Raw genomic sequence first — 17,452 nt, 5'->3', positions numbered from 1 at the left:
ATGATCAAGCGATGGGGGCGACAGTGGTCTCGTGCAAGGCTACCACTTCGCCCTTCCTGGCTACCCGATAACCGCGCGCCTCCAGGGCGCGCCCGTCCTCGGCGCTGGCGTAGTGGTAAAGCAGGCAGCGCTGCAGCAGCTCGGGCGGGTATTCGCGCTCCAGATCGTCGATGCCGCTGTGAGAGGGATTGCCGTGCAGGCCGCAATCGTGGGCGACGCATTCGCCGGCGTCGGCGAATTTGGCCAGCGTTTCGGGGATCGGCCTCGTATCGCCGGTCCAGACCAGGCTGCCGCGCAGGCGCAGGCCGTAGGCGGTTTCGGGCCAGTGATGGCGGGCTGGAAACACTTCCAGTTGCACGCCGTCGTGCCAGAACGATGTACCGACCGGTATCACCTGGAACGCATCCCAGAAGTTGACGCCGCCCTCGGCCAGCGCGTTGGGATAGCTGCCCACACGCTGATGCAGCAGCGGCACGACCGGGGCCGGAACGTAGAGCTTCACTTTCCCGCGACGCTCCGGGTCGAACCAGGCGGCCACGAACAGCCGTTCGAAGCCGCCCACGTGGTCCAGATGCGTATGGGTGACGAACAAGGCTTGCGGCAAGGCACCGTAATGCGCCAGATAAGCCGACAGGCCCTCCGCTCCGCAATCGATGGTCAGCCACGGCAAGCCGTCGCGCTCGATGGTCGCGTTGGCCGAGCCCAGCTCCACCGCCGCCGCGCTGCCCACGCCCAGGAACCGCAATGCCCAGCCCATCAGAAACCCCTCTGCCAGGCAATGTCATAGGCGCGGCGCAGGCGGGCGAAGTCCTGCATCACCTCGTCGCGGCTGCGCGTATCGCGAAGTTTCAACAGCGAACGTTGCAATCGCATCAGGTTGTTCTCGCGCCAACGGGTAGCCGGAATACGCAGTGCGCCGCGGTCGAAATCGATCATCCAGCCTTTTCCCTGAGGGTTGAACAACAGGTTGTGCGCGTTGAGGTCGGCGTGGTCGAGCCCGGCACGATGGAAGCGCGCGACCAGCCGGCCCGCCTCTTCCCAAGGCGCATCCTTGCCGGCGACCTGGGCGCGGTCTGCGAGGGTACGCACATCGGGCAGGCGTTCGATCAGGATCGCAGCGCGATAGGTCATGCCGTTGCGCACATAACTGGCGGCGATGGGGCGCGGCACCGGCAAGCCCTTGGCCAGCAGGACGCGGGTCAGGCGGAATTCTTCGAAACTGCGGGTGCGGTTGGCGCCGTGCCACAAGTACTGGTCGCGGCTGACGCGTGCGGCCAGGCCGCCGCGCAGGTACAGGCGCAACAGGCTGGGGCCGAACGGCGCGTCGATGAACCAGGCCCCGCCGCGACCGCCGCTATCGACCGGCCGGGCCCGTTCGGCCCACTTCGCCGGCAGGAACCATTCCGGATCCGCTTGCCGTAGCTGTTTGCTGTCGAACAGAATCGCTCCCAATCCGCTACCTTCGCGGAACGGGGTCATGGATTCCGTTGCGTCAAAATCGACCATTCCCTCCGAGTCTAACAATACTTGTCTACCAATCCCTTATCGCTGTGCCTGCTGCGCCTGTCGGCGCTGGGCGATGTGACCCACGTCGTACCTTTGGTCCGCACGTTGCAAAGCGCATGGCCGCAATCGCAGCTGCACTGGATCATCGACAAGGGCGGCCAGAAGCTGCTGGAAGGCCTGGACGGGGTGATTTTCCATGCCTACGACAAGCGCTCCGGACTGGCGGGCATGCGCGAATTGCGCAAGCAGTTGCCGGCGGAGGGTTTCGATGCGCTGCTGCAGATGCAGGTGGCCTTGCGCGCCAACGTGCTGTCGGCCTTCGTTCCCGCCAGGCGCCGCATCGGCTACGACCGCGCCCGCGCCAAGGACCTGCATGGCCTCTTCATCAACGAACGCATCCCCGACCGTCCCGGCATCCATGTGCTGGACGCCATCGGCAGTTTCTGCGAGCCGCTGGGTCTGAAGCAGACCGAAGTCGTGTGGAACCTACCGGTACCCGAGGACGCGCGCGAATGGGCCAGGGCGCAGTGGGCCGATGATGATCGAACGCCGACCTTGATGATCTCGCCCTGCTCCAGCCACACGCGCCGCAACTGGTACCCGGACCGCTATGCCGCCGTCGCCGACCATGCCGCGGCCCAGGGCTGGCGCATCGTCCTGTGCGGCGGCCGCAGCGAGCTGGAACGCAGCACTACCGACGCGATCGTCGCGGCGATGAAGGCTACCGCGCTGGACCTCGTCGGCAAGGACACGTTGAAGCAGCTGCCCGCCCTGCTGGAGCGCGCCGACCTGGTGATGACGCCGGACTCCGGCCCGATGCACATCGCCAATGCGATGGGCGCGAAGGTGCTGGGCCTGCACGCCGCCAGCAATCCGCTGCGCAGCGGGCCGTACTCGGATGTGCGCTATTGCGTGGACAAGTACGATGCGGCCGCGCGCAAGTTCCTGGGCAAACCTGCGTCGGAACTCAAATGGGGAAGCAAGATCGAGTTCGACGAGGTGATGGCGTTGATCGGCGTGGACGACGCGATCGCGGCGTTCGAGCGTTATCGCGCGGACCGGCTTCCCGCCTAGGGAAGGGATCGGCGCAACGATCAGGGATTGGAAGCGGCCCGGTAATCCTGGTAGGACTTCTCTTCCACATAGCTGGAACCCAGCGCCAGGTTGATGTCCTTCTTGATCCGCGCGCGGTCGTCGTTCTCGAAATACACCGCGCGCGCCAAGCGGATGAATTCGGCGTCGAATTCCTGCGCTTTTTCCTTGATGCGGATGTCGTCCTCGATCACCCACAGGCGTTCGTTGACCGCCTTCAGCTGCGCACGCAGATCGACGATATTCTGGCCGGCGGCCGGATGCGCCATCCAGGTGTTCTCCAGCGCGGAGAGCTCGTTGCGCACGTTGGCCAGTTTGGTTTCGTCGCTCATCCGCTCGGATTTGATCTGCAGGATGGCGATCTTGTCGAGCAGCTCGCCGAAGGAAACGGGGACTTGGATCTCTGACATGGCATCGGCTCTGATTGCGGGACCGGGAAGTGTAAGGGAACGGGCGTTGGCGGTCTGTTGCCGCCACATGCAAAAGCCCCCTTGTGGGTGGCCTTTGGCGCATCTGGCGAAGAGGCAGGGATGCATTCGGCTCATCCATGTGCCTCACCCCTTCGGGGCGGCTGCGCCGTGCAGAACGGCGATCCTGCCGTTCTGTCGAACAGGCTTCTCCTCAAACTGCTCCCTCTCCGCCAGATACGCAAAAGCCCCCTTGCGGGGGCCTTTGGCATGCCTGGCGGAGAGGGAGGGATTCGAACCCTCGGTACGCTTACACGTACGCCTGATTTCGAGTCAGGTACATTCGACCACTCTGCCACCTCTCCGGTCGCCCCGCCCATACCGGCCGGGGCCGTGCATGATACGGGGCGGACCATCCCGGGACAAGCGCGATGGCCATGTTCGCCGGCTTTCGCGCTGTCGCTGAACCCTCGCAGCCCCGCGGTCCCGCAAAACCTTGCCGCTTGTCCGTTTCCCCGCGATCATGCCGTTCAAGCCGATAGGGATAATCGGATTCAGACCAACAGGGCGCCATGATCGAATTCGGACACCTTACCCACGTTGGGCTCCGCCGCGACTTGAACGAAGACACCTATTACGGCGACAGCGAACTGGGGCTGTGGCTGGTGGCCGACGGCATGGGCGGACACGCCTGCGGCGAAGTCGCCAGCGCCTTGGCCCGCGAAACCATCGTGCGCGAGATCCGCGACGGCACCCCGCTGGCCCAGGCCATCCGCATCGCCGACGAAGAGATCATCCGCACCTCCAAGCGCCGCAACGACACCCTGCCGATGGGCACCACGGTGGTGGCGGTGCGCGTGCACGGCAACCGCTTCGAAGTGGCCTGGGTGGGCGACAGCCGGGCCTACCTGTGGCGCGACGGCAACCTGGCCCAGCTCAGCCAGGACCACAGCTACGTGCAGGAACTGATCGTGCAGGGCTCCCTGACCAGCGAGCAAGCGCGCTCCCATCCGCACCGCAATGTGGTCACCCAGGCCCTGGGAGTGACCGACCCCAATCATCTGAACGTGGAAACCATGACCGGGGAACTGAAACCCGGCATGCAGCTGCTGCTCTGCAGCGACGGCCTGACCGAGGAAGTGGACGACAAGGGCATCGCCAACACCTTGCGCCACAACGATTGCAGCGCGCAGGAATGCGTGGATACGCTGATCGCCGCGGCACTGGACGGCGGCGGATCCGACAACGTCACCGCGATCCTGGTCCGCTGCCACTGACAGCCCTGTAGGAGCTGCGTAAGCTGCGACCGGAGATCGTCCGGACACGTGAGGTTTTCCGCAGGTTCGGTTGCCGTGGTCGCAGCTTACGCAGCTCCTACAAGGGGACGACGTCCCACAGGCATTTATCGCCCGATTTCTTGCGCAGCACGGCCAGGCGCGATTCGTGGGCGGCCAGCTCGATTTCGCTGACCAGCACGCGCGGCCGCGTTCCCTCCGCCGGCAAGACGAACACCGGTGCAGCCGTCGTCTGTTGTGAAGACTCGTCGCCGCCGAAGCCGATCTCGCTTTGCCCCGCGGTCAGGTGCAGGTACACCTCACACAACAACTGCGCGTCCAGCAGCGCGCCATGCAACTGGCGGTGGGTGTTGTCCACACCCAGGCGTTTGCAAAGCGCGTCCAGCGAATTGCGCTGGCCGGGGAAGCGCTGCCGCGCCATCAGCAGCGAATCCTCCACCTGCACGCGGTCGCGCATGCGTCCGTAGCGCTCGCCCAGCAGCGACAGCTCGTTGTCCAGGAAGCCGATGTCGAAGGCGGCGTTGTGGATGATCAGCTCGGCGCCGTCGATGAACTGCAGGAAGCCGTCGGCGATGTCGGCGAACACGGGCTTGTCGGCCAGGAATTCCAGGCTCAGCCCGGTCACTTCGGCCGCGCCCTGCTCGAATTCGCGCTGGGGGTTGATGTACTGATGGTAGGTATTGCCGGTAGGCCGGCGCTCCATCAGTTCCACGCAGCCGATCTCCACCACGCGGTTGCCCTTCTTCCATTCAAGGCCGGTGGTTTCGGTATCCAGGATGATTTGGCGCATGCGGCAGCTTACCTCGAGGGCCCGGATGCGAACAGCTTGAGCGTGACGTCGTCCGGTGTTAGCTGGACCATTTTCTCGAAGCGGAAATCGAGTTTTTCAAGCACCCGGATCGAACCGGCGTTGCGCGGATCGACGATGGCGACAATCCGTTCCAACCCCAGCCGTTCGCGTGCGTCGGCCAGAACCGCCGCACCTGCTTCCACCGCATATCCGTGTCCGCAGAATTCCGGCAGCAAGGCGTATCCCAGATCCACGTCGTCCAAGGTGGGGCGGTTGACCAGACCGCACATGCCCACGGTCTGCCCTCCTTGTCTGGTCTGCACGCGGTACAGGCCGAAGCCGTTGGCGCGGTAGCTGGTCATCGGCCCTTTCACGATGTAGCCGCGCGCATCCTCGAGGTTGCGCACGCCGCGGTCGCCGATGTTTTCGAGAAAGCTGGGCTCGTTGAGCAGCCGATGGACGAAGGCGATGTCTTCCTGCGATTGGTCGGAGAGTTCATGCAGTTGCAGGCGTTCGGTCTGGAGGATCGCTTCGCTCATCTCAGCCCACCGACGCGAGATCGCGGAATTTGATCGCCTCGTTGCGCGCCAGCACGTCCACGCGTTCGTTGTCCGGGTCGCCGGAGTGGCCTTTCACCCAGCGCCATTCGATGGTGTGACGCTGGGTGGCGGCGTGCAGGCGTTCCCAGAGGTCGCGGTTCTTGACCGGATCGCCGCCGGCGGTTTTCCAGTTGCGTCGCACCCAGTTGGCCATCCATTCGGTAATGCCCTGGCGTACGTACTGCGAATCGGTCTGCAAGGTGATCCGGCAAGGCTCGCTCAGCGCTTCCAAGGCCATGATCGCGGCCATCAGTTCCATGCGATTGTTGGTGGTCAGGGCTTCGCCGCCGGCCAGCTCTCGTTCGCGTCCCTGGTAACGCAAGACCGCGCCCCAGCCGCCGGGACCGGGATTGCCAAGGCAGGAGCCGTCGGTATGTACTTCCACTTCTTTCATTGCTGACCTTTTTGAGAGAGACGCTTGCGTCATGCGGGTGCGGCGCCGGCCCGCCACTGGCGGGAGACCGGCGCGGGGGGAATCAGGGAGGCGGTGCGCTTTTCCGCTTCCAGCAAACAGACCGCGCGCAGCCGGCCGGGGGCCCGCACCTGCGATCCGGCCGCCATGCGCCAGAGCGGGCCCAGATAACTCACTTCGGCGCCGCAGGGCTGCAGGCCGAGCTGGCGCAAGCGACGGCGCCAGTCCTGCACGTCGCGCGCCTGCAGGCCGCTGCTGCGCCAGCGAGCGCGATAGGGGCTCCACGGGTTGAGCACGAACAGCCACAACCGCCCGCCGGGCGCCAGAACACGCGCGCCTTCTTCCAGCAGCCCTTCCCTGCCGTCGTCCAGCACGTGCTGCAGGATCAGGTTGCCGATCGACTCGTTGGGCAGTGGCAGCGGCAGCCCGCATTGCAGGGTGCCGGCGTAGCGCTCGCCCCGGGGATGCAGCAACAGGCTGCGGGGCGGCAATCCGGTCTCATCCGGCGCTGCGGCAGGCGCCAGAGGCGGCACCCAGAGCCAGGGTTGCTGGGCGGGCCGCGAAATCAGGGCGCCCCGGATCACCTTCTGTTCCGCCTCCAGCAAGGGCCGACCCCTTACCGTGTCGAACCAGGCCAGGGCATCGGGTTGACGGCTGATCTGCAGGACAGGCATGTTCGGAATTGTAGAGGACCGCTCAACCGGCCGTCCCTTCGAAGTTGAATCCGCCTCCTCTACCGCTGGTGACCAATGCGTCTGACCGCTCTGCCCGCCTTCGAAGACAACTACATCTGGGCCCTGGTGGACGACGACGGCAATGCCGTGATCGTGGACCCCGGCGATGCGGCTCCCGTGCTGGCCGCCAGCGAACTGGGCATGTGGCCCGCCGGCGTGCTGGTCACCCATCACCACCCCGACCATGCCGGCGGCCTGGCCGCCCTGCGCGAACGCTGGCCTACCCTGCCGGTGTTCGCGCCCGAGGACGCGCGGATTCCGCTCGCCAGCGAACGGGTCGGCGAAGGCTCCCGGTTCCGCCTGAATGGCTGGGAATTCGATGTGCTGGCCGTGCCGGGCCATACCCTGAGCCATATCGCTTTCCACGGCGGCAATGGCCACCTGTTCTGCGGGGACACCCTGTTCAGCATGGGCTGCGGGCGCCTGTTCGAAGGCACTCCGTCGCAAATGCTGGCCTCACTGGATCGCCTGGCGAGCTTGCCCGGCGACACAGCCGTGTGTTGCGGCCACGAGTACACTCTGGCCAACGCAGCCTTCGCCCGGGCCGTGGACCCCGCCAACGACGCTTTGCGTCGCCGTACCGAGGAAGCCCAAGCCATGCGCCACGCCGGACGCCCCACCCTGCCCTCTGCCTTGAGCGTGGAACTGGACACCAACCCTTTCCTGCGCGTGGATGCGCCCGCGGTCCGCGAGGCGATCGCGCGCCGGCTGGGACGCGCGCCTGCCGACCGGGTGGAAGCCTTCGCCGAGCTGCGGCGCTGGAAGGACGGTTTCCGCGCATGAGGCTGCGTGGTTGTCGCGCGTGGTCCTTGCTGTGCGCGCTGGGAATTTCCGCTGCGTTGCAGGCGGCCGAACCGGGGGACGAACAGGCAGGCAAAAGCCCCGGCGCCGATTCCGGCAACTCCAGTCTGGTCCTGGCCGCAAGCGCGTCGGCTGCCGACGGCCCCCCGCTCGAACTCGAATCGGTACCTGTCTCCAGACAGCGCAACGGACGCGAGATCTACGAAAGTTTCCGCGCCGGCCTGGCCGACCCCACTTGCGACGCCGCCGCCACCAGCGCGCGCTGGAAGAAGCATTTCGGTCACGCCCCCGGGCAACTGGCGCGGGGCAACGACGACCTGCTGCCGCTGTTCGGCTACGTGGTCGATTCGCTGCGCCAAGCCGACCTGCCTACCGAATTCGCCCTGATTCCCTTCGTCGAAAGCGGCTACAAGCCCGGCGCGCGCAGCGCCAGCGGCCCGGCCGGACTGTGGCAATTCATCGGCATCACCGCCCGCAACCATGGCGTCGCCATGCGCAGCGGCTACGACGGGCGCCTGTCGCCGGTGGATTCCACCCAGGCCGCCGTGCGTTACCTCAAGACCCTGCATGGGATGTTCGGCGGCGACTGGCGGCTGGCGGTGATGGGCTACAACGCAGGCGAGTACCGCATCCTGCAATCGATGCGCCGCGCCGGCATGAACGCCCAGAACGCCAAGCCCGCGCAGTTGCCCGGATTGTCGGGCATCACCTACGCGTACGTGGAAAAGCTCCATGCCCTGGCCTGCATCTTCCAGCAGGCCGACGACCGCGAGGAATGGCTGCGGACCTTGGACCGCGATGTCCCGCGCCTGGCTTCGCAAACGCTGCCGGGAGATGTCGCCAGCCTGGACGAGTGGTCCAAGCAGCAGGGCCACGACAGCGCGCTGTTGCGGCGGCTCAACCCCGCGCTCGTCGCCGGCCTGTCGCGCGGCGGCAAACCCATGCGGGTGCTCGCGCCCTCCAGCGCAGGAACAGCGGCCGTCGCTGCCGAGCGCGTGCTGGGCCCTCCCGCCCTTCCGGCCCCGACGCAATCCAAACCCTCCTCTCGGGCCACGGCTTCCAAACAGTCCGCACCTGCCGGTTCACACACCGTACGGCGCGGTGAATCGGCCTGGACCATCGCGCGCCGCTACGGCCTGCCGCCGCAGCAATTGCTGGCCCGCAACGGCCTGGCCAGCACCGCAGTGCTGCAACCGGGCATGGTCCTGAAACTGGAAGGCGACGACGGCGACAAATGAGCCGATCGCCAGCGCGGAAAAGTCCGTCGGCAAAAAGTGGCAAAATAGAGCCATTGCTCAATCGACGAGAAAATCCATGGGTTTCCTGCAAGGCAAGCGCGCACTCATCACCGGCATCGCCAGCGAACGCTCCATCGCTTCGGGTATCGCCGAAGCCATGCACCGGGAAGGCGCGGAACTGGCCTTCACCTATCAGAACGACCGGCTGAAATCGCGCGTCGAAAAAGCGGCCGCCGAATACGGCAGCGACATTGTGCTCCCCCTGGACGTCACCGACGATGCGCAGATCGCCGCGTGCTTCGAACAGCTGGGAAAGCGCTGGGACGGTTTCGACATCCTGGTGCACGCCATCGCTTTCGCCCCGCGCGAGGCCATCACCGGCGGTTTCCTGGACGGCCTGACCCGCGAGAACTTCGCCCTGGCCCACGACATCTCGGCCTATTCGCTGGCGGCGCTGGCCAAGGCCGCGCGCCCCGCCATGCAGGGACGCAACGGCGCTGTCCTGACCCTCAGTTATCTCGGCGCCGAGCGTGCGTTGCAAAACTACAACGTCATGGGCGTGGCCAAGGCCAGCCTGGAAGCGACGGTGCGCTACCTGGCGCTGAACCTGGGCCCGGAAGGCATCCGCGTCAATGCGATCTCCGCCGGTCCCATCAAGACCCTGGCGGCGGCCGGCATCGGCGGATTCCGCAACATCCTGGGGCACGTGGAAGCCTATTCGCCGCTGCGCCGCACCGTCACCATCGAAGACGTCGGCAATGTGGGCGCCTTCCTGTGCTCGGATCTGGCCGCAGGCGTCACCGGCGAAGTGACCTATGTCGATGCCGGCTACAACATCCTGGGCATGACCGGTATCGGCGAAGAGTAATCAGGTAGGTCGGGGCTACGCCCCCGACGCGCGCGATGTACGAGCATGCGGTGACCTAGCCAAGTTCAATTAACGCGCATAAAAAAAGCCCGGCAACGCCGGGCTTTTTCACGGCCGCTGTCGAGGACTTCAGAGCTTGTCTTCGCGGCGGGTGATCTTGTACTGCTTGCGCAGCGCGCCCACGTACGAAGCGACATCGCCGGCGGCGCCCATCTGCGCCACCTGCTGCTGCAACTGCATGCGCTGTTCCGGGGTGATCTTGGTCAGGTCGCCTTCGGTGACCTTGTTGACCACGAAGACCACATAGTTCCCGTCCTCCATCCGCGCCTTTCCAACCGATGCCTTGCCCGCGGCCGGCTTCTGCGTTGCGAAGATGGCCGCATTGATTTCCGGCGACGGCATCGGCGCGCCGCGCGGGATGCCAGGCAGCTCGCCGGTCTGCAGCTTGTCGGCCGCGGCGATGGCCTGCAGGGTTTCGCCCTTGGCGATGCGGGCCAGAATCGCGTCCGCGGCTTTTTCCGCCGCCTTGGCCGCGCGGTCGGTGCGGATCGCGGCGATGACGGCATCGCGGACCTGCGCGATCGGCTGGGCCTGCTCCGGCGTGTGCTGCAACACGCGGATGAAGACCGCGTGCTTCGGACCGATCTCGATCGGATCGCTCACCGTGCCGTCCTGCACCAGCGAATCGGAGAACGCCGCACGCAACACCGCCGGATTGGCGGCGATGCCCGAGGCGGTCGCACGCGAGAACGGACCGATCCGCTGCACTGGCAACCCCACCGCCTTGGCCGCCGGCGCCAGCGAAGTGGGATTCTTCAATACTTCGTTGACCACGCGCCCTGCCAGATCGTTATAGGCGCGCTCGCCTTCCGAATCGGCCTGCTCGCGGGCCAGCACATCGCGCACTTCCTCGAACGATTTGCCCTGGCCGGGCTTGATCTCGCGCAATTGCAGGACGTGGTATCCGAACTCGGTCTTGATCGGGCCGGAGATTTCGCCGGGCTGCATGCTGAACATCGCATCTTCGAACGGCTTGGTCATGGTGCCGTCGCGAGCCACCCACGGCAATTCTCCGCCGTTGTTCTTGGAGCCGTCGTCTTGCGAATTGGCTTTGGCCAGCGCCGCGAAATCCGCGCCGGGCTGCTTCGCCTGCGCCGCCAGCGCGGCGGCTTTCTGTTCCGCGGCCTTCTGTGCGGCGGCATTCGCGTCCGCCGGCACCATGATCAGGATGTGCGAAGCCAGGCGCTGTTCGGCGCTCATGAAACGCGACTTCTCCTGCTCATAGCGCTTGCGCAGCGCCGCTTCGTCCACCGGTGCGGTGGTCGGCGACAGCGTCGCCGCATCCACATCCACGTATTCCAGGCTTACCGATTCGCCCTGCTTGTAGTCGGCCGGGTGCGCTTCGTACCAGGCCTTGATTTGCGCATCGGTGACCGCAGCGGTGTCGGCGCCGATCTCGGGCGCCTTCAACGCGGCGATGGTGACGTCGCGGGTTTCGCCCAGCAATTTGATCAGGCGGTCCATTTCCTTGCCGGTGACGAATCCGGATTCGGCGATCCCCTGCGGAATCAACGCCAATTGCAGATTGTCGCGTTGTTCGCTTTCGAACTTGGCTGCAGTCATTCCCCGACCGCTCAGGAAAGCAGCGTAACTTGCCTGGTCGTACTTGCCACCGACCTGGAAAGCCTCGGTGATCGTCTTGCGCACGGCGTCGTCGCTGACCGCAATACCGGAACGCTTGGCGTTGAGCTGCATGACCTTCCGGTCGATCAGCTGATCCAATACCAGCAACTTGTTTTCCTGGGTCTCGAATTCGCGCGCGTCGAAGTTTTCGCCCATCGCCTCCCGCTGCTGCTGCCGCGCCTGCTCGAAACGCGCGCGGAATTCTTCCTGGGTCACTTCTTCGTGCTGCCAGAACATGGAAACCGGCCACCAGGTAGGAGCGGACTTCCACCAAGTGGGCGGCGCTTCGACCTTGGCCACGGCATTGTCGGTGCCGCCGCCCATGTATTCGTTGACGCCCACGAAGGCGAACGGGATGATCAACAGGCCGAGGACGATAGTGGCTATCCAACCGGAGGTCTTGTCGCGAAGTGTCTGCAGCATCGTGGCGTTCGGCCTGATTTCTCGTAAGCCGCGCAGTTTAGCGCGCTTGGAAGGGCCTGTTAACGCCAGGCTCCCCTAATCGCACCGCCCAACGGCATGGATTCAGGCCGAAGCATTCAGGCCGAAACAGAAAAGGCGCCTTTCGGCGCCTTTCTGTTTCAAATATGGCGGAGTGGACGGGACTCGAACCCGCGACCTCCGGCGTGACAGGCCAGCATTCTAACCAACTGAACTACCACTCCGCTTTGAAGAACTCTTGCAGCAACCGGGCAAACCCGGCGACCGCGGTACACCCGAAGGTGGTGGGTGCTGAGGGTTTCGAACCCCCGACCCTCTCCGTGTAAGGGAGACGCTCTACCGCTGAGCTAAGCACCCTAGTGCTAAACCGACACCGAAGCGTCGGCGGCGAGCAGATTAGTTTACGGCATCCTTCAGGGCCTTACCAGCCTTGAACGCAGGATTTTTCGACGCAGCGATGTTGATGGTGTCGCCGGTCTTGGGGTTGCGGCCGGTACGGGCAGCGCGTTCGCGGACCTGGAAGGTGCCGAAACCGACGACGGTGACGCTGTCGCCCTTCTTCAGCGCCTTGGTCACCGAGGAGATGACCGCATCCACCGCACGCGCGGCATCGGCCTTGCTCAGGTCAGCGGACTCAGCGACGTGGTCGATCAATTCTGTTTTGTTCATGTAGTAACTCCCTGTGCGGAATGACCGCGGATTGAGTAATCGGACTTACCCGGACCGATAGTCTGGGGATCGTCCGATCAAGGGTGCCGTGAAGCGCGTCATGAAATCAGGCGCCCGCGGGTGCTTCATTTATACCAGCGGCCGGATACCCACGCAAGGCGAAAAGCCAATAATGGCGCGGGTTTCCCGGGTTTTACCGGTTGTTATTGTCACCGGATTAATGCTTGACATCGGGCTGCGCGGGCGTCTTTCCGGACTCCCGCACGGGCAGCTTCTCGCCGCCACCGGAGGCCGCCGTCGGGGTCAGCGGACGCTCGAGCGCCAGATCCAGCACCTCGTCGATCCAGCGCACCGGCACGATCTTCATGCCCTGGGTGACGTTGGCCGGGATGTCGGCCAGATCCTTGCGGTTCTCCTCCGGAATGATCACGGTGGTGATGCCGCCGCGGATCGCCGCCAGCAGCTTTTCCTTCAGCCCGCCGATCGCCGAGACGCGTCCACGCAGGGTGATCTCGCCGGTCATCGCCACATTGGCGCGCACCGGATTCTTGGTCAGCGTGGAAATCAGCGCCGTGGCCATGGCGATACCCGCGCTGGGGCCGTCCTTGGGCGTGGCGCCGTCGGGCACGTGCAAGTGCACGTCCTGCTTCTGCAGGAAGTCGGTGTCGATACCCAGGCTCTCCGCACGCGAACGCACCACCGACAAAGCGGCCGAAGCGGATTCCTTCATCACATCGCCCAGCTGACCGGTCAGGGTCAGGCCGCCCTTGCCGGGGACCAGGCTGACTTCGATCTGCAGCAAGTCGCCGCCGACCTCGGTCCAGGCCAAACCGGTGACCAGGCCGATCTCGTTCTGTTCCTCGGCGCGGCCGTAATCGAACCGGCGCACGCCCTGGTACTTCTCCAGGTTCTTGGAAGTGACGCTGATCGCGGCCGCTTTCTTCTTGGCGGGTTTGGGACCGGCCAGAGCGATCTCCTTGACCACCTTGCGGCAGATCTTGGCGATCTCGCGCTCCAGGTTGCGCACGCCGGATTCGCGCGTGTAGTAGCGCACGATGTCGCGGATGGCGCTTTCGGCGATCTTCAACTCCTCGGGCTTCAGGCCGTTGGCCTTCAGCTGCTTGGGAATCAGGTAGCGCTCGGCGATGTTGAGCTTTTCTTCCTCGGTATAGCCGGGGATGCGGATCACTTCCATGCGGTCCAGCAGCGGGCCGGGAATGTTGAGCGAATTGGCCGTGGCCACGAACATCACTTCGGACAGATCCAGATCCACTTCCAGGTAGTGGTCGTTGAAAGCGTTGTTCTGCTCCGGATCCAGCACTTCGAGCAGGGCCGAGGACGGATCGCCGCGGAAGTCCATCGACATCTTGTCGATCTCGTCCAGCACGAACAGCGGATTCTTGGTCCCGGTCTTATTGAGGTTCTGTACGATGCGGCCCGGCATGGAACCGACGTAGGTGCGGCGATGGCCACGGATCTCGGCTTCGTCGCGCACGCCGCCCAGCGACATGCGCACGAACTTGCGGTTGGTGGCCTTGGCGATGCTCTGCCCCAGCGAGGTCTTGCCCACGCCCGGCGGGCCGACCAGGCACAGGATCGGGCCGCGCATCTGCTTCACCCGGGTCTGCACCGCCAGATATTCCAGGATGCGTTCCTTCACCTTTTCCAGGCCGTAGTGATCGGCGTCCAAGGTGTCCTGCGCGACCTTCAGATCCTTGCGCACTTTGCTGCGCTTCTTCCACGGCACACCGAGGATCCAGTCCAGGTAGTTGCGCACCACGGCCGCTTCGGCCGACATCGGCGACATCTGCTTGAGCTTGTTGAGCTCGTTCTTGGCCTTGGTCTCCACCACTTTGGGCATGCCGGCTTCGGCGACCTTGCGGGCCAGGTCTTCCAGTTCGTTGGGCGCGTCGTCCAGCTCGCCCAATTCCTTCTGGATGGCCTTCATCTGTTCGTTGAGGTAGTACTCGCGCTGGCTCTTCTCCATCTGCGACTTGACCCGGCCGCGGATGCGCTTTTCCAGCTGCTGCACGTCGATCTCGCCGTCCACGAAACCCACCAGCAATTCCAGGCGGTCGCCGACCTCTATGGTTTCCAGCAGGCGCTGCTTGTCGCTCAGGCGCACGCCCAGGTGCGCGGCGATGGTGTCTGCCAGGCGGCTGGGTTCGTCGATGCCGGCCAGCGTCTGCAGCAGCTCGGGCGGCAGCTTGCGGTTGGTCTTCACGTATTGCTCGAACAGGCTCATCAGCGAGCGCGCCACCGCTTCCACTTCGCGGCCTTCGCGCAGGTCGCTGGATTCGATTTCCTCGCCGCGGCCGTACAACGAGCCGTCGCGTTCGCCGACATCGGTGACGTTCACCCGCGCCGTGCCTTCCACCAGCACCTTGATGGTGCCGTCGGGAAGTTTCAGCAGCTGCAGTACCTGGGCAAGGGTGCCGATCGAATACATATCGGCGGCCGTCGGGTCGTCGGTCTCGGCGGATTTCTGCGCGAGCAGCAGGATGCGCTTGTCGGCTTCCATCGCCTGCTCCAGCGCGCGCATGGACTTGTCGCGGCCGACGAACAGCGGAATGACCATGTGTGGGAAGACCACGACATCGCGCAGCGGCAACACCGGCAGGTCGAGGATGTGGGAATCGGAACGGGCCATGGGGGCTCCAGCAGAGTGCGGACAAGGCGGTGCAAGGCACCATGGCCCCGTTATGGGGCCATCCGCGAAGGGATGCAAGTGGAACGGGATGAAAGCCTCGGAAAGCCGTTGAGGTTCAACGGCTTGGACGGCTTATTCGGCCGAAGCGACCTTGGGCTGCGCGGGCGTATTCTGGTAGATCAGGTACGGTTCGGACTTGTGCTCGATGACCGATTCGTCCACCACCACCTTGCCGACGTTTTCCAGCGAGGGCAGGTCGTACATGGTGTCCAGCAGCACCGACTCGACGATGGTGCGCAGGCCGCGCGCGCCGGTCTTGCGCTTGAGCGCCTTGCGTGCGATCGCCGACAGCGCGTCGGGACGGAACTCCAGTTCCACGCCTTCCATGTCGAACAGCTTCTTGAACTGCTTGGTGATGGCGTTCTTGGGTTCGGTCAGAATCTTGATCAGGGCCGGCTCGTCCAGCTCCTCCAAAGTCGCGACCACCGGCAGGCGGCCGACGAATTCGGGGATCAGGCCGAACTTGATCAGGTCTTCCGGCTCCACTTCCGACAGCACCTTGCCCATCTCGGCCTTGCGTTCGGAACTCTTGATCTTGGAACCGAAACCGATGCCGCTGGCCTCGGTGGAGCGCTGCTGGATGATCTTGTCCAGACCGGCGAACGCGCCGCCGCAGATGAACAGGATGTTCTTGGTGTCCACCTGCAGGAATTCCTGCTGCGGATGTTTGCGCCCGCCCTGCGGCGGCACGCTGGCCACGGTGCCTTCGATCAGTTTCAGCAGCGCCTGCTGCACGCCTTCGCCGGACACGTCGCGGGTGATCGACGGGTTCTCGCTCTTGCGCGAGATCTTGTCGATTTCATCGATGTAGACGATACCCTGCTGCGCTTTGTCGACGTCGTAGTCGCACTTCTGCAGCAGCTTCTGGATGATGTTCTCCACGTCCTCGCCCACGTAACCGGCTTCGGTCAGCGTGGTGGCATCGGCAATGGTGAACGGCACGTTGAGCAGGCGGGCCAGCGTTTCGGCCAGCAGGGTCTTGCCCGAACCGGTGGGGCCAGCCAGCAAAATATTCGACTTGGCCAGTTCGACCTCGTCGTTCTTGCTGCGGCTCTCGATGCGCTTGTAGTGGTTGTAGACGGCCACGGCCAAGGTGCGCTTGGCGCGCTGCTGGCCGATCACGTACTGGTCCAGGACTTCCAGGATCTCGCGCGGCTTGGGCAGGCTGCTGCGCGCGGACTGGGCCTTTTCCTCGAGTTCCTCGCGGATGATGTCGTTGCACAGCTCCACGCATTCATCGCAGATGAACACGCTCGGGCCCGCGATCAACTTGCGGACTTCGTGCTGGCTTTTGCCGCAGAACGAACAGTAGAGGATCTTGTTGCTGTCGCCGGAACGGCTTTGCCGGTCTTCGCTCATGCTTCGGTTGTCCAGTCACCCGACCCGTCGAGCGGGTGTTCGGTTTGAGAATAGCAGTTCCGGCCGCGCGATGGGCGCGCGGGCCGGAAACAGGTGGAAACGTTATATCCGGGGGCTTTCAGCGGCTCTGTCAATCCGTTCAGCCAGCCTGAATGGAATCTTCCGGGCGGCGCTCCAGGACCTGGTCGACCAATCCGTAGGCCACGGCGTCGGCGGCGCTCTTGAAATTGTCGCGCTCGGTGTCGCGGGCGATGGTTTCCAGCGACTGCCCGGTGTGCTTGGCCATGATCTCGTTCAGGCGGGCGCGCATCGCCAGGATTTCACGGGCCTGGATGTCGATATCGGTGGCCTGGCCCTGGGAGCCGCCGGAGGGCTGGTGGATCATCACGCGGGAGTTGGGCAGCGCGTAACGCTTGCCCGCGGCACCGGCCGACAGCAGCAAAGCACCCATGCTGCAGGCCTGGCCGACGCAGATGGTGCTCACATCGGGCTTGATGTACTGCATGGTGTCGTAGATCGCCATGCCGGCGGTGACCACGCCACCCGGCGAATTGATGTAGAAGCTGATGTCCTTTTCCGGGTTCTCGGCTTCCAGGAACAGCATTTGCGCGACGATCACGTTGGACACGTGGTCGTCCACGCCGCCGACCAGGAAGATCACGCGTTCCTTCAGCAGGCGCGAGTAGATGTCGTAGGCCCGCTCGCCGCGGCTGGTCTGTTCGACCACCATCGGGACCAGGTTCAGGGCTTGGGGCTGGATGAGGCTCATGTGTGGTTTCAACCTGGTTGAGGGCGGGAACGCCCGGATGCGGACATCCGGGCACTGGCTGCGCGATGCTTACTTGCGT

Annotated in this window: 17 protein-coding genes and 3 tRNA genes; 5 read left to right on the top strand and 15 right to left on the bottom strand. The window is 64.7% G+C overall.

From position 1 onward, the window contains the following. Positions 1-4: 4 nt before the first annotated feature. Entirely contained in the window at positions 5-757 is a 753-nt protein-coding gene (locus BLR66_RS00570) for an MBL fold metallo-hydrolase (RefSeq protein WP_093279704.1), read from the bottom strand. Beyond that, positions 757-1,506 (bottom strand): 3-deoxy-D-manno-octulosonic acid kinase, encoded by a 750-nt coding sequence (locus tag BLR66_RS00565; RefSeq protein WP_093279703.1) that lies wholly within the window; start codon positions 1,504-1,506, stop codon positions 757-759. Before BLR66_RS00565 ends, BLR66_RS00570 begins: the two co-directional genes overlap by 1 nt. Positions 1,507-1,527: 21 nt before the next feature. On the opposite strand from BLR66_RS00565, the gene BLR66_RS00560 reads away from it, so the two are divergent. Then, positions 1,528-2,580 carry a glycosyltransferase family 9 protein gene (locus tag BLR66_RS00560; protein WP_093279702.1) on the top strand — a complete coding sequence of 351 codons (1,053 nt, stop codon included), beginning with the start codon at positions 1,528-1,530 and terminating at the stop codon, positions 2,578-2,580. 20 nt (positions 2,581-2,600) lie between these two features. Here BLR66_RS00560 and BLR66_RS00555 read toward each other — a convergent pair whose 3' ends face one another. Both BLR66_RS00555 and BLR66_RS00550 read right to left on the bottom strand, forming a co-directional pair. Continuing rightward, complete coding sequence (locus BLR66_RS00555) at positions 2,601-3,008, bottom strand: DUF6165 family protein (RefSeq protein WP_093279701.1); 408 nt, start codon at positions 3,006-3,008, stop codon at positions 2,601-2,603. 272 nt (positions 3,009-3,280) lie between these two features. Then, positions 3,281-3,370: transfer RNA gene (locus tag BLR66_RS00550), tRNA-Ser, on the bottom strand. A 207-nt stretch (positions 3,371-3,577) separates the two neighbouring features. On the opposite strand from BLR66_RS00550, the gene BLR66_RS00545 reads away from it, so the two are divergent. Continuing rightward, positions 3,578-4,282 carry a PP2C family protein-serine/threonine phosphatase gene (locus BLR66_RS00545; RefSeq protein WP_093279700.1) on the top strand — a complete coding sequence of 235 codons (705 nt, stop codon included), beginning with the start codon at positions 3,578-3,580 and terminating at the stop codon, positions 4,280-4,282. A 97-nt stretch (positions 4,283-4,379) separates the two neighbouring features. Here the strand turns inward: BLR66_RS00545 and dnaQ are convergent, their stop codons facing one another. From dnaQ to BLR66_RS00525, 4 genes are read right to left on the bottom strand one after another with little or no spacing between them, the layout of a single operon-like run. Beyond that, on the bottom strand, positions 4,380-5,090 hold the full coding sequence (gene dnaQ, locus BLR66_RS00540; protein WP_093279699.1) for a DNA polymerase III subunit epsilon: 711 nt from the start codon (positions 5,088-5,090) through the stop codon (positions 4,380-4,382). Between the two features lie 8 nt (positions 5,091-5,098). Next, positions 5,099-5,629 (bottom strand): GNAT family N-acetyltransferase, encoded by a 531-nt coding sequence (locus BLR66_RS00535; protein WP_093279698.1) that lies wholly within the window; start codon positions 5,627-5,629, stop codon positions 5,099-5,101. A 1-nt stretch (position 5,630) separates the two neighbouring features. Next, positions 5,631-6,083: a ribonuclease HI gene (gene rnhA, locus BLR66_RS00530; protein WP_093279697.1), complete on the bottom strand. Its 453-nt coding sequence runs from the start codon at positions 6,081-6,083 to the stop codon at positions 5,631-5,633. A gap of 29 nt (positions 6,084-6,112) precedes the next feature. Further along, a complete protein-coding gene (locus BLR66_RS00525; protein WP_255402256.1) occupies positions 6,113-6,775 on the bottom strand; it encodes a class I SAM-dependent methyltransferase in 663 nt (220 codons plus the stop codon). A gap of 75 nt (positions 6,776-6,850) precedes the next feature. Here BLR66_RS00525 and gloB point away from each other — a divergent pair, with 75 nt between their 5' ends. The 3 genes from gloB to BLR66_RS00510 all read left to right on the top strand — a co-directional run bounded on the left by gloB (position 6,851) and on the right by BLR66_RS00510 (position 9,742). Continuing rightward, positions 6,851-7,618, top strand: a complete 768-nt coding sequence (gloB, locus tag BLR66_RS00520; protein WP_093279696.1) for a hydroxyacylglutathione hydrolase — start codon at positions 6,851-6,853, stop codon at positions 7,616-7,618. After that, the gene (locus tag BLR66_RS00515) at positions 7,615-8,874 is read left to right on the top strand and encodes a lytic transglycosylase domain-containing protein (protein WP_093279695.1); all 1,260 of its coding nucleotides are present in this window, start codon (positions 7,615-7,617) and stop codon (positions 8,872-8,874) included. Before gloB ends, BLR66_RS00515 begins: the two co-directional genes overlap by 4 nt. 76 nt (positions 8,875-8,950) lie before the next feature. Beyond that, complete coding sequence (locus BLR66_RS00510) at positions 8,951-9,742, top strand: enoyl-ACP reductase FabI (protein WP_093279694.1); 792 nt, start codon at positions 8,951-8,953, stop codon at positions 9,740-9,742. Between the two features lie 129 nt (positions 9,743-9,871). Here BLR66_RS00510 and BLR66_RS00505 read toward each other — a convergent pair whose 3' ends face one another. From BLR66_RS00505 to clpP, 7 genes are all read right to left on the bottom strand, one after another. Then, a complete protein-coding gene (locus tag BLR66_RS00505) occupies positions 9,872-11,848 on the bottom strand; it encodes a peptidyl-prolyl cis-trans isomerase (protein ID WP_093279693.1) in 1,977 nt (658 codons plus the stop codon). A 165-nt stretch (positions 11,849-12,013) separates the two neighbouring features. Continuing rightward, positions 12,014-12,090, bottom strand: a tRNA-Asp gene (locus tag BLR66_RS00500). Between the two features lie 58 nt (positions 12,091-12,148). Continuing rightward, positions 12,149-12,223: transfer RNA gene (locus tag BLR66_RS00495), tRNA-Val, on the bottom strand. A 39-nt stretch (positions 12,224-12,262) separates the two neighbouring features. Continuing rightward, positions 12,263-12,535 (bottom strand): HU family DNA-binding protein, encoded by a 273-nt coding sequence (locus tag BLR66_RS00490; protein WP_093279692.1) that lies wholly within the window; start codon positions 12,533-12,535, stop codon positions 12,263-12,265. Between the two features lie 217 nt (positions 12,536-12,752). Then, positions 12,753-15,185, bottom strand: a complete 2,433-nt coding sequence (gene lon, locus BLR66_RS00485) for an endopeptidase La (protein ID WP_093279691.1) — start codon at positions 15,183-15,185, stop codon at positions 12,753-12,755. A 132-nt stretch (positions 15,186-15,317) separates the two neighbouring features. Beyond that, positions 15,318-16,604, bottom strand: coding sequence for an ATP-dependent Clp protease ATP-binding subunit ClpX (clpX, locus tag BLR66_RS00480; protein WP_093279690.1), 1,287 nt, complete (start codon positions 16,602-16,604; stop codon positions 15,318-15,320). A 139-nt stretch (positions 16,605-16,743) separates the two neighbouring features. After that, a complete protein-coding gene (gene clpP / locus BLR66_RS00475) occupies positions 16,744-17,373 on the bottom strand; it encodes an ATP-dependent Clp endopeptidase proteolytic subunit ClpP (protein WP_093279689.1) in 630 nt (209 codons plus the stop codon). Positions 17,374-17,452: the final 79 nt, after the last annotated feature.

The organism is Pseudoxanthomonas sp. CF125, assembly GCF_900104085.1.
Taxonomy (GTDB): domain Bacteria; phylum Pseudomonadota; class Gammaproteobacteria; order Xanthomonadales; family Xanthomonadaceae; genus Pseudoxanthomonas_A.
The sequence above is the reverse complement of the archived record's forward strand: the minus strand, read 5'-3'. Positions and strand labels throughout refer to the sequence as shown.

Bases quoted from the DNA above. Each gene is read 5' to 3' on its own strand.
- BLR66_RS00570 (WP_093279704.1), bottom strand. From the start codon at position 757: ATGGGCTGGGCATTGCGGTTCCTGGGCGTGGGCAGCGCGGCGGCGGTG.
- BLR66_RS00515 (WP_093279695.1), top strand. From the start codon at position 7,615: ATGAGGCTGCGTGGTTGTCGCGCGTGGTCCTTGCTGTGCGCGCTGGGA.
- BLR66_RS00510 (WP_093279694.1), top strand. From the start codon at position 8,951: ATGGGTTTCCTGCAAGGCAAGCGCGCACTCATCACCGGCATCGCCAGC.
- BLR66_RS00525 (WP_255402256.1), bottom strand. From the start codon at position 6,775: ATGCCTGTCCTGCAGATCAGCCGTCAACCCGATGCCCTGGCCTGGTTC.
- BLR66_RS00565 (WP_093279703.1), bottom strand. From the start codon at position 1,506: ATGGTCGATTTTGACGCAACGGAATCCATGACCCCGTTCCGCGAAGGT.
- clpP (WP_093279689.1), bottom strand. From the start codon at position 17,373: ATGAGCCTCATCCAGCCCCAAGCCCTGAACCTGGTCCCGATGGTGGTC.
- BLR66_RS00535 (WP_093279698.1), bottom strand. From the start codon at position 5,629: ATGAGCGAAGCGATCCTCCAGACCGAACGCCTGCAACTGCATGAACTC.
- BLR66_RS00545 (WP_093279700.1), top strand. From the start codon at position 3,578: ATGATCGAATTCGGACACCTTACCCACGTTGGGCTCCGCCGCGACTTG.
- BLR66_RS00555 (WP_093279701.1), bottom strand. From the start codon at position 3,008: ATGTCAGAGATCCAAGTCCCCGTTTCCTTCGGCGAGCTGCTCGACAAG.
- BLR66_RS00505 (WP_093279693.1), bottom strand. From the start codon at position 11,848: ATGCTGCAGACACTTCGCGACAAGACCTCCGGTTGGATAGCCACTATC.
- rnhA (WP_093279697.1), bottom strand. From the start codon at position 6,083: ATGAAAGAAGTGGAAGTACATACCGACGGCTCCTGCCTTGGCAATCCC.
- BLR66_RS00490 (WP_093279692.1), bottom strand. From the start codon at position 12,535: ATGAACAAAACAGAATTGATCGACCACGTCGCTGAGTCCGCTGACCTG.
- clpX (WP_093279690.1), bottom strand. From the start codon at position 16,604: ATGAGCGAAGACCGGCAAAGCCGTTCCGGCGACAGCAACAAGATCCTC.
- dnaQ (WP_093279699.1), bottom strand. From the start codon at position 5,090: ATGCGCCAAATCATCCTGGATACCGAAACCACCGGCCTTGAATGGAAG.
- gloB (WP_093279696.1), top strand. From the start codon at position 6,851: ATGCGTCTGACCGCTCTGCCCGCCTTCGAAGACAACTACATCTGGGCC.
- lon (WP_093279691.1), bottom strand. From the start codon at position 15,185: ATGGCCCGTTCCGATTCCCACATCCTCGACCTGCCGGTGTTGCCGCTG.